The 10,574-nt window shown below is 37.9% G+C and carries 10 protein-coding genes and 1 tRNA gene; 6 read left to right on the plus strand and 5 right to left on the minus strand.

What is annotated here, in order from left to right; all coding sequences use genetic code 11:
* Nucleotides 1–89: 89 nt before the first annotated feature.
* The 4 genes from GZ63_RS17810 to GZ63_RS0104280 form a co-directional block, all read right to left on the minus strand.
* A complete protein-coding gene (locus GZ63_RS17810) occupies nt 90–251 on the minus strand; it encodes a hypothetical protein (protein WP_156947673.1) in 162 nt (53 codons plus the stop codon).
* Nucleotides 252–382: 131 nt separating this feature from the next.
* Complete coding sequence (locus GZ63_RS0104265) at nt 383–979, minus strand: carboxymuconolactone decarboxylase family protein (protein ID WP_029267213.1); 597 nt, start codon at nt 977–979, stop codon at nt 383–385.
* A 330-nt stretch (nt 980–1,309) separates the two neighbouring features.
* The gene (locus GZ63_RS0104275) at nt 1,310–2,101 is read right to left on the minus strand and encodes an HAD family hydrolase (protein WP_029267215.1); all 792 of its coding nucleotides are present in this window, start codon (nt 2,099–2,101) and stop codon (nt 1,310–1,312) included.
* A 246-nt stretch (nt 2,102–2,347) separates the two neighbouring features.
* On the minus strand, nt 2,348–3,016 hold the full coding sequence (locus GZ63_RS0104280) for an RlpA-like double-psi beta-barrel domain-containing protein (RefSeq protein ID WP_029267217.1): 669 nt from the start codon (nt 3,014–3,016) through the stop codon (nt 2,348–2,350).
* A gap of 457 nt (nt 3,017–3,473) precedes the next feature.
* On the opposite strand from GZ63_RS0104280, the gene GZ63_RS0104285 reads away from it, so the two are divergent.
* Nucleotides 3,474–4,124: a Crp/Fnr family transcriptional regulator gene (locus tag GZ63_RS0104285; protein WP_029267219.1), complete on the plus strand. Its 651-nt coding sequence runs from the start codon at nt 3,474–3,476 to the stop codon at nt 4,122–4,124.
* An 88-nt stretch (nt 4,125–4,212) separates the two neighbouring features.
* Nucleotides 4,213–4,704: an OsmC family protein gene (locus GZ63_RS0104290; protein ID WP_029267221.1), complete on the plus strand. Its 492-nt coding sequence runs from the start codon at nt 4,213–4,215 to the stop codon at nt 4,702–4,704.
* A gap of 372 nt (nt 4,705–5,076) precedes the next feature.
* Here GZ63_RS0104290 and GZ63_RS0104300 read toward each other — a convergent pair.
* A tRNA-Val gene (locus tag GZ63_RS0104300) sits at nt 5,077–5,149 on the minus strand.
* A 610-nt stretch (nt 5,150–5,759) separates the two neighbouring features.
* On the opposite strand from GZ63_RS0104300, the gene GZ63_RS0104305 reads away from it, so the two are divergent.
* From GZ63_RS0104305 to GZ63_RS0104320, 4 genes are all read left to right on the plus strand, one after another.
* The gene (locus GZ63_RS0104305; protein WP_029267223.1) at nt 5,760–6,908 is read left to right on the plus strand and encodes an acyl-CoA dehydrogenase family protein; all 1,149 of its coding nucleotides are present in this window, start codon (nt 5,760–5,762) and stop codon (nt 6,906–6,908) included.
* A gap of 10 nt (nt 6,909–6,918) precedes the next feature.
* Complete coding sequence (locus GZ63_RS0104310; RefSeq protein WP_029267225.1) at nt 6,919–7,503, plus strand: TetR/AcrR family transcriptional regulator; 585 nt, start codon at nt 6,919–6,921, stop codon at nt 7,501–7,503.
* 14 nt (nt 7,504–7,517) lie between these two features.
* Nucleotides 7,518–9,023 carry a class I adenylate-forming enzyme family protein gene (locus GZ63_RS0104315; protein WP_029267227.1) on the plus strand — a complete coding sequence of 502 codons (1,506 nt, stop codon included), beginning with the start codon at nt 7,518–7,520 and terminating at the stop codon, nt 9,021–9,023.
* A 174-nt stretch (nt 9,024–9,197) separates the two neighbouring features.
* Nucleotides 9,198–10,379, plus strand: coding sequence for an acetyl-CoA C-acetyltransferase (locus GZ63_RS0104320; protein ID WP_029267229.1), 1,182 nt, complete (start codon nt 9,198–9,200; stop codon nt 10,377–10,379).
* Nucleotides 10,380–10,574 lie beyond the last annotated feature (195 nt).

Genomic DNA, 10,574 nt, shown 5'->3' on the forward strand with positions numbered 1-10,574 from the left:
TAAAAATGTGGGTGGTCTAAAACAATTGAATTCAAGCTTGCAAGTTCATTGATTTTTTGTAAGGATTTTTGAAGCTATCGAATCATTCGTTATTTCATTTGTATCGAGATACCATAAACACATTCATGTATGGAATTTACGATGGAATCAAACCCTTTTTCTTGTAAGTAAACTTTCACTTTTTCCGATGAAATTCGTTCGTGAAGCGGTGGTTCCATTTCGAATTCAGCAGCTTCCCAGTCCAGGGTCATCAAAAAAATCTCTTTTATTTGATAAATAAGATAAGTGCTTCATACGAATTATTTCTTACAGTATTTTACCATTTTATTATTAACAGATGTACGTTATCTCATGTTACTTAAAATTTACGCAACCATAACTCTTATTGATATTCAATGACAGGTCGTTTACTTAGTGTTGAGATAATTCCATGCACAATTGAAGTTGGTAAAAAGATGATAAGACTAACTATCATCTTAACTTCATAAGAGATAGAAGTTTTTTTGATGGGTTTTCCTTTTAGACGGCTTTTAAAAGCACTTAATGCAGTGCCGTAAATATTTCCAGCCATAATCATACGTATTGCAGCTAATATTCCTAATGATCTTTCCGTGCCATATGTTTTAAGAAGCTCATTCCATGAATCGATCGACGGGTTACCCCTTGTGTCAGCATAATGTTGTGCAAAATAAATTGCTTTTAATTCATCATCTGGTATCCCATCTGTAGTTCCCGTTAACAAACCTTGTATTTCTTGATTGTCCATTCCCTGCTCCAGCGCAATTTTCGTATGTGCATAAGTACAGACTTCACATCCGTTTACTTCGGTAACAGCTAACATAATTCGCTCAATAAAGTGTGCATCCAGCATGTTGGACTTCTTATTCTTTCTTAAATATTTCAAGGTCCTTAAAGCCTTATAAAGAGCAGTGTAAAACTCCTTAACTGAATATATTTTTTTATAAAATTCCTGCGCCATGCCCATCTCCTCCAATATCGCATATACTAAATTGTAAGTTAGCAGAATGATCGTTTGGCGATTGATGCATTCTTCACAAGTTAAATACCCTCTTAGGTATTAAAGCATTTTTATATATTATACGATTAAAATGAAAACTTTGCAATGAAAGAGGGAGTAATTTGATGCAAAATGGCCTTAGAAGCCATGAATCGGATCGTGGGCGTTGTAGATGACATAGCAGCAAGCAATTCCGAAAACACAAATAAATGAAAGGAATATAAAATCTCCAATAATGCATAGAAAAGAGAATGCCCCATAAGGTTTAACCCTTATGAGACACTTTTCTTTTCACCTCTGGTTCACTTTTTCAATCAAGGCTAAAAGCTCTTGCAATTGAGTGATTCTAAAGGTAGGAGCTACGTCGGTTTTCTCCTTTTGCTCCCGATTAATCCAGACAGAGTCTATTCCTGCAAGCGATGCACCTAAGATATCTGTATTTAGATTATCCCCTACCATCAAAGCCTCGTCCTTTTCAACAGAAAGCAGTTTTAATGCATGTTCAAAAATAGACGGATCTGGTTTTCCTTTTCCAAATGCCCCGGAGATCACGATATGTTCAAAATATGGTGCTAATTCGGGTGTGAGTTCAAGCTTGGTTTGTTGCAGATCGGGAGAACCATTGGTAAGCAGCAACAGTTTGTACTTCCCTTTCAACTGATCTAACACAGCAAAAGCATCATCATATACAAATGGACTCTCCTTACGCCTAGTTGGAAACGTCTCCGCAAGCACATATCCAAATTCGGGATCGTCGATGCCAAGATCCTTTAAACCTCTTGTCCAAGCTTCTTTACGATATGTTGGTGCAATTTTTTTCAATTGGTGAAAAGAATCACCTTCATCTAAAAAATTCCCCCAAAGTCCCTCAAAAGGATTAATACCAATCATCTGCGTAAAATCATATGTATCATAGGAAGCGTATAACGTCCTCGCATTTCTCCTGACACGCTCTTCTAATTTTACCGGATCAACTGCATACCTTGTTTCGGCAATGGTGCAGGTTGATTTAAACGCTTCGGCAATACTTTTTTTATCCCATAGAAGAGTGTCATCCAAATCAAACATGATCGCTTTAAGCATTTACTATTCCCCCATTTTTTGATTCTCATTTGTTATCCCTTAAGTATATTGCTTCTATAAGACTTTAGGAAAACGATGACTTATTGAAGGGCTTTGTATTTATTCATCCTTTTCCTTCATCTCCATTCGCAATTTAGATAATATTCTATCATACTATTTTATCGATAGGGTACTGAATCCAAAACAGACGTAACTGAAAAGAACGATACATCACCTATATGTAAGTGAAATGCATCGTTCTTAGATTTAAACTTCTTTTAATTCCATTGTAATCATTCGATCTGTTTCTGTGTCATAAACAACTGTTCCTCTAACTGTAATATTTTCCTGTGTTGATTGTAATGCATAATCATAAATTTCCCGCATTCTTGTAGAGGATACATTCGTTTTTTCAACTACCTCAGACGATAATACGCTATAATTTGGATATGCAGCCTGCACAACTTTTGATAGATAATCTCTCCACTTTTCTTGCTCAAGCTCAGGGGAAGGGGTAATTTCAACACGAATGATACCTACACTCGGACTTGCTCCCAATGCTTCAAAAGCCCTCCGGTGAAGATTGATTTTATTTGACGGATAGCCAGGAACTTTATCCACAACTGTTACCATTACCTCTCTTTGTCCTGGCATCGAAAGGTTTTTCACTTTAAGTGTTTGCCCACATTGATACGAAGAGTTGACACCTACAGCGGCTGTCATATATAGATTAGACGACCAAGGAATCCCGCATTGTGTGACTGCACCTCCCTCTGTCCATGTAGCTTCCCCCGACACGGATTGCTGGCGTTGGTCGTAGTAAGCCGGATTGGGAAAGCTTCTGTAGGAATCGATGGGGTGATCATATGGATTAACTTGATAAGGATAATTCGCAGATTTGGTTGCATTAGGCATGTAAGGGTAATAGGAATACATACTTTTTCCTCCTGTCTTTATATGTCTCTGTTAACATATGGCTAGGAAGGGTTGACCTGTGACAGAAGCTGAATCATATTTTTGTAACAAATTACATGCGATAACAAGATTTTAATCACCATAGTAATTGCTGTAATCGGCACATTCATTGGAATAAATACTCGAAAACTTGTTTAAAAAAAGGAATAGCTGTATGCTCTAAAAATCTTCCGTCTATTTTTCACCTGCTCGGTCGAACTCACAAACATCCCGGTTATGCTACGTCTTTGTATCCAACCATTCGACATTTACCACTTATCATTTGGTGACTTTTGGAACATCCTTTATATTAGTAGTCGAAAGTAGAGTTGGTATCTTTATCCCGCATCTAACTGAAATATCCCCCCCAGGTTATGAGATAACACCAAGAAAGACAAGTGGGGATGGTCTAAATAACAAAAAATTTAGGAGTGTAGTAATGATCGATCGTAATCCATTGCAACCATCACGTGTTATTCATTTATTTGATCAATATCGCATTGATGCATGGAAAACACAAAACAAATACACTTATCAAAAAGGGGAGCAAGTGACATATCCACATAAATTAATGAATGACATCTATTTAATTATCGAAGGCGATGTGCGCATCTTTCATATCCATCAAGATGGAAAAGAGTGTGTGTTGGGCATACTAACAGCTGGTGATTTTATTGATTTACCTAGCGTTTTTACAGAGCAAGAAAGTGATGCATATTCCATTGCATTAACAACAGTTACTGTAGTGAAGGTTTCAAAAAAAGAAATCATAGAAGAAGTAACCAGTACACCGGAGTTATCTTATGCATTATTACATCACTTTTCCAATCAATTACGAGAAGTTGTTTTTATTTTGGAGCAAGTGGCATATGACAAAGTGGAAGAACGGTTAGTGTACATCTTGGAGAAATTAATAGATCCGACGAATGAAAGAGAAGGATGGTATCCATTTCCACCTTATCTTACCCATAAAGACATTGCGGGAATGATTGCATCTACACGAGAAACAGTTACTTTTTTAATTAATAAACTCGTGCAAAATGGAATCCTTCGCAATGATCAACAACGACTCTGGTTTAAAAAAGTGTAGACAATGTAAGCTATCTTACATACAACTCAAACCCCCAAGGGTATGATATAGCTAGTAAGATAAATTCAGCTTTTGGAGGGAATAATACATGAATGGTATTAATTTTGATGCAGTGGAACAGACAGCAAAGGCAATTTCAGAAGATCGCTCATTAAAAATGAGAAATTGGAAAGCACAAATCAAATGGGAATCAGGTGTTGTGAATAAATTACACATTCGCGATTTTGATCCGATTACGATGGACGAGCCTGCACCTTTAGGTGGGACAGATACTGGTGCGAACCCTGTAGAAATGTTGATTGGAACTGCAGGAAGCTGTTTTGCAATCACATTTGAAGTGTTAGCGTCTCAACAAGGTATTACATTAGACGATGTCGTTGTTGATGTAGAAGGTGACCTAAATGCAGCTGTATTTTTAGGTGTTGAAGAAGGGGATGGCGGCATTCTCGATCCAATTATCACATTAAAAGCAACGACATCTGCTCCAAAGGAACAAGTAGAAGAAATAGCAAAAGTAGCCTTACAAAAATCACCAGTTCTTGCAAGCATGAAAACAGAATTACGCTTAGAGATTGTCTGATTTAAAAATTTAGGGTCAGCCCGCACGCAAGGGGCTAACCCTAAAAACTGTTTACAATATCCGTGCTTTCCCTTTATAACTAAAAAGATCCAGTCTAGTTTTGAATGTTTACTTGTTGCTATATTTCTAATAACTCAATATTTTGCTTACGAAAAAAATATTTACTATTTGAAAACACTATCCACAATCCAAGGGTTCCGCTTCCATATGGATTGGAATGGGTGTAACTATGAGGAAACGTATGAAGTGGAAATTGTTACGGTCAATGCAAATTTTAATATAGGTAATATAGTCATAAATTGGCTTTCACCAAAAATAAAGCAAAAGCGCCCCCCCCTTGATAAACAAAGGATTAGCGCCTTACCTAGAGAATGATTCCGATTGGGCTCGAACCAACGACCTCATGCCTGTCAAGCATGCGCTCTCCCAGCTGAGCTACGGAATCGTAATATAAAATACAATCGATATGTCACTCACACAATATGTATTATACATATAATGGCCTAACCTTGCAAGAAATATTTTCAGGAAATACATGCTCCCGCTTTTCCTGCAAAATGTGAAGCAGCATGAAAAATGGACAAGCCACTTCGCCTTTTCGATTTAATCCATTCCCCTAACTGTACCCAAACTTGTTAGCAATTTCAGCAGCCTTCTCTCATTCTATCAACTAAACCTACTACTCTATTCACACATAATCCTCTAGTCATATATGAACCATAATTAAATCAAACGAAACCACTCCCATTTGCTAAAGGCTAATTGTTCACAGACTTTCCAGCTCACACCCCTTTTGCTCCACCCTTCCTCTTTAAAACCCCCACAAAGTAATTTTAAACAATCATTTAATTTTTGAATTTATGTTCAAATAAATCTTGCTATTTTGATTTGTCTAAAGTAAAATAGCAAGCAAGTATCCATTTTCAGAAAATTTAAGCATCCATCTTTTCATGAAGTGTTTCTAAAAATTGTTTAATTTACTTCATCAAAAGTACATCCAATAGATTCATACACATCCTTTAAAAAACTGTACATTGCCTGTAAGGAGGAAGAAAATGAGTGCTTCTTTTTTAACAGAGGATCATGAAATGTTTCGAATGTCGCTTAGGAAAATGCTGGAGAAACATGCATATCCATATTACAAGAAGTGGGAGAATGATCGTCAAATTTCAAGAGACATTTGGTTAAAACTCGGGGAAAGTGGTTTTTTGCTGTCATGGGTTGACGAGAAATATGGTGGATTAGGGTTGGATTTTTCTTATTCGATGGTACTTATTGAAGAGTTAGAAAAGGTCGGGGCTGGTTTAGCCAGCGGAATTTGTTTGCACTGCGATATTGTAACCCCTTACATTAATGCCTATGGTACCGAAGCCCAAAAAAAGAAATGGCTTTCTAAAAGTGTAACAGGGGATTTTATTTCTGCGGTTGCAATGACAGAGCCTGGTGTTGGGTCTGATTTAGCAAGTGTGAAGACAACAGCAAAACGAGAGGGTGATTACTACATTTTAAATGGCGAAAAAACATTTATCACAAATGGACATCATGCCGATTATGTGATCGTCGTTTGTAAAACAGATCCGCAGGCTGTACCTGCACATCGGGGCATTAGTTTACTTGTTATTGAAGATGGAATGGAAGGATTTAGTCGCGGTGCGCAGTTAAATAAAATAGGGATGCATAGTGGTGATACCGGAGAACTTATTTTTGAAGATGTAAAAGTTCCCGCCGAAAACCTGCTTGGTGAAGAAGGAAAAGGATTCTATTATTTAATGGATCAATTGCAGCAAGAGCGTCTGGTGGTTGCACTTCAAGTTCAGGTGGAAGCAGAAGTAATGCTAAAGTTAACGGTGGATTATGTAAAAGAACGGAAAGCTTTTGGAAGCAGGATAGCGGATTTTCAAAACACGCAATTTAAAATTGCGGAAATGGCGACTGAAATTGATTTAGGCAGAAATTATATAAACACATTAACAGAGAAGCATTTGCAGGGTGAAGAAATCGTTAAGGAGGTATCAATGGTTAAATGGTGGATTAGTGAAATGGCAAAGCGAGTTGCAGCAGAATGTATGCAATTACACGGTGGTTATGGATATATGGAAGAGTATGAGATTGCCCGTCGCTATCGGGATATTCCAGTGACAAGTATTTATGCTGGAACAACCGAAATTATGAAAAATATCATTGCAAAAAAGATACTGAGCTAGGGGTAGGCATATGAAGCTGTCAGAGAAAAAGTCATTGAAGAAAAAGGAACAAATTTTATTGTCTGCGGTCAAAATCGTGAATAGACATGGGTATGATGGTGCTACGATGGAGGAAATTGCGGCAGAGTTACTGATGACAAAAGGATCTCTTTATTATTATTTTAAAAATAAAGGGGATTTAATGTATCAATGTCATAACCTTATTCTCTCAAAAGCAATTGATGAGCTAAAAGAGCATATCAATGAGGAAGATAGTGCAGAGGAAATGCTGCGTAATATGATTATAACCCATATTGATTTTGCAATCGAGGAACAAGAGACATTTAACTTAATCACTAGACCATATCATACGTTTAATAAAGAACAATTACAAGAAGTATTAAAACTCCGTAAAAACTATTCTGGATTGTTTGATCAAGTAATTGAAAAAGGTTTATCTTCCAAAGCGTTTAAAATAAAAGAACCAATTATTGCGAGAATGTTTATGCTCGGGTCTATGAACTGGATACAACAATGGTATAATCCGGACGGCCGACTAAACAAGAAAGAGTTGCAAAAAATATTTGGGGATTACATGATTAAACTTTTAAAATAAAGGGGTTGGAAGACGTGTTTGTAACTAAAAACCTGGAGGAATGGGCAAAAAAACAACCAGAAAAAGTCTATACAATCTATCAAGGACAGAAATGGACATATGGGGAGTTTTTTTACAAGGTGAAACGAGTTGCTGCCTATTTTCAGCAGAAAGGATATCAAAAGGACGATGTAATAGCTTTGTATGCACTCAATTCAGATCTGTTTCTTGCCTGCTACTATGGAATTCAATTGGGCGGATTTTCTGTTATGCCTGTGAATACAAAACTAGCTGCTCCAGAAGTAGAGTATATCTTTTCACATTCTGAAGCGAAAGCATTGGTTTATGACGTGCGACTGGAAGAAACGGTGAATCAAACGAATCACACTTTTCAGGACGTCCTAACAATTGGCGGTAATGATACACTTGATCAAATCATCAATGATGAGACACTTGAATATACACCGACAAAGTTAGAAGCTGAAGATATTGGTGTTGTCATGTATACCTCCGGAACAACCGGAAAGCCCAAAGGGGTTATGCTGACACATCAAAATATAAAAGCAGTAGGAATGATTTGGTCAGAAGCAATGGATATTACCAATGATGACCGGATGCTAGTATCCACCCCGCTCTTTCATTGTGCTGCCAGTCATGTTTTTGTCGTCCCTGTCACCTATAAAGGTGGAACGATTATCATTGAAGAAAATTTTTCTCCGACAGGGACAATTCAAACGCTTCAAAATGCAAGTCCAACCATGTTTTTTGGAGTTCCTGCCATGTATAGCTTCCTTTTAAATTTACCGAATATTAAAAACATAAAATTGCCGACACTTCGCCTTTTCGGTTATGGAGCGGCACCTATGCCATATGAATTAATAAAGCAATTAAAAAACATATTTCCAGATGTAAAAATCCAGAATTTATATGGACAGACGGAAAATTCACCTGCAGCAACAACGTTGAAAGATCATTTTACGCTTGAAAAAATTGGCTCCGTTGGTGAATCTTTGCCCCAAACGGAAGTACTTGTCGTTGATGAGCACGGCAAATCTGTACCCACAGGTGAGATCGGTGAAATCATCGTCAAAGGACCACAAGTGATGAAAGGGTATTTAAAAGATGAGGAGGCAACGCACCAAGCAATTAAAGATGGATGGCTGTACAGTGGCGACCTTGGTAGACTTGATAAAGATGGCCTCCTGTATATTGTAGATCGAAGAAAAGATATGATCATTCGCGGTGGCGAAAATGTATATCCGGTTGAGATAGAAGAAGTATTGTATCAAATACCTGAATTGTTAGAAGTGGCGGTTGTCGGGGTTCCTCACGAAATATACGGAGAAGTACCAAAGACATTTGCTGTTGTGAAAGAAGGAAAAACGATTTCCGAACAAGTAATTATTGATTATTGCAACATGCATCTTGCCGCGTATAAAGTTCCAATGGAAGTAGAAATCATGAATGAATTACCACGTAACGCATCTGGAAAAGTGTTAAAACATACATTGCGATCCAATGATAAAAATCGTATTGGTTAAATAATGGGTTCGTGTTCAAAAAGTTGTCTAATAACCCACATTATTCAGATTCAATGATGTTAAAACATCCAAATAAGCATATATTCTTTACATCAAAATAGACAACCTTTTGAACACACACTTACCTGTTTTCTATAATGACGAAAGAAATTTCAAAAGAAAGGGGAAGCAAGAATGGAGAATGTATATATTGTCAATGGTGCACGGACAGCTTTTGGTGCATTTGGAGGTTCATTCAAAAAAACAAGTGCAACAGAACTAGGAACAATCACTGCCAAAGAAGCCATGAAGCGTTCTAGCGTAAAAGCAGAAGCGATTGACCATGTTATTTATGGAAATGTTATTCATTCCAGTGCAAATGCAGCATACTTGGCTCGTCATATCGGCTTAAATGCTGGGGTACCTAAAGAGATTGGAGCCTATACGGTGAACCGTTTATGTGGCTCTGGTGCACAATCGATTGTTAATGCTGCACAGCACATTTTGCTAAGAGAAGCAGATGTCGTATTAGCTGGCGGAGCGGAAAATATGTCCATGTCCCCGTACGTTAATTTCAGTCAAAGATTTAGCGGACCAAAGATGGGCAATCTCCAGTTTGAAGATATGCTGCTTGCTACACTAACAGATAAATATACGGGAAGCGGCATGGGAATGACAGCTGAAAAATTAGCTGAGCAATACTCCATTTCGCGGGAAGAGCAGGATCAGTTCTCGATCGAATCAAACTTGCGTGCCGCTGAAGCTATGGAAAATGGTTGTTTTGCTGAGGAGATTGTCCCTGTCGAAGTGAAAACGCGTAGAGATTCCATAGTTGTTAATAAAGATGAGCATATAAAACCAAATGTAACAACAGATAGCATGGCTAAATTAAAACCTTCCTTTAAAAAGAATGGAACTGTAACAGCTGGGAATGCATCCGGAATTAACGATGGGGCAGCTTCTGTAATCGTTGCAAGTAAGTCGGCTATTGATAAACATAAGCTACAGCCAATTGCCCGTATTGTTTCGTGGGGAACGGCCGGTGTTGATCCGACCATCATGGGTATTGGGCCAGTACCAGCAATTAAACAGGCATTAGCGAGAGCAAATTTAGCTCTTGGGGATATTGATTTATTTGAAATAAATGAAGCGTTCGCCGCGCAATATTTAGCGGTTGAAAAGGAATTAGGACTGGAGCGTTCGATCGTAAATGTTCATGGCGGCGCAATTGCTCTAGGCCATCCGGTTGGTGTAAGTGGTACAAGAATTACTTTATCAGCAGCATATGAATTAAGACGTCGTAAGGGAAAATATGCTGTTGCCAGCCTATGTATAGGTGGCGGCCAAGGAATTGCATTGATTATGGAGCGTATATAGAAAATGTCTTTCAATATTCTATTAAATGAGAACAGACCAGCTTGCGTGTAGGAAGATCAGCACGTACACTGGGAAACAGTCTTTCTAATGCGGTTATGACCGCAAGGAGTGACAGAATTGTCCCAAATGATCCTAAGACCATTATCTAGGAACATCACGCAGCGTCCAAGGACTTAGGTGATTAATGTTTTATGA

Source organism: Virgibacillus alimentarius (assembly GCF_000709085.1).
GTDB lineage: Bacteria > Bacillota > Bacilli > Bacillales > Amphibacillaceae > Virgibacillus_B > Virgibacillus_B alimentarius.

What these genes read in the sequence shown, in the direction of transcription:
- GZ63_RS17810 (WP_156947673.1), bottom strand. Translation starts at nt 251, where the DNA reads ATGACCCTGGACTGGGAAGCTGCTGAATTCGAAATGGAACCACCGCTT.
- GZ63_RS0104265 (WP_029267213.1), bottom strand. Translation starts at nt 979, where the DNA reads ATGGCGCAGGAATTTTATAAAAAAATATATTCAGTTAAGGAGTTTTAC.
- GZ63_RS0104275 (WP_029267215.1), bottom strand. Translation starts at nt 2,101, where the DNA reads ATGCTTAAAGCGATCATGTTTGATTTGGATGACACTCTTCTATGGGAT.
- GZ63_RS0104280 (WP_029267217.1), bottom strand. Translation starts at nt 3,016, where the DNA reads ATGTATTCCTATTACCCTTACATGCCTAATGCAACCAAATCTGCGAAT.
- GZ63_RS0104285 (WP_029267219.1), top strand. Translation starts at nt 3,474, where the DNA reads ATGATCGATCGTAATCCATTGCAACCATCACGTGTTATTCATTTATTT.
- GZ63_RS0104290 (WP_029267221.1), top strand. Translation starts at nt 4,213, where the DNA reads ATGAATGGTATTAATTTTGATGCAGTGGAACAGACAGCAAAGGCAATT.
- GZ63_RS0104305 (WP_029267223.1), top strand. Translation starts at nt 5,760, where the DNA reads ATGAGTGCTTCTTTTTTAACAGAGGATCATGAAATGTTTCGAATGTCG.
- GZ63_RS0104310 (WP_029267225.1), top strand. Translation starts at nt 6,919, where the DNA reads ATGAAGCTGTCAGAGAAAAAGTCATTGAAGAAAAAGGAACAAATTTTA.
- GZ63_RS0104320 (WP_029267229.1), top strand. Translation starts at nt 9,198, where the DNA reads ATGGAGAATGTATATATTGTCAATGGTGCACGGACAGCTTTTGGTGCA.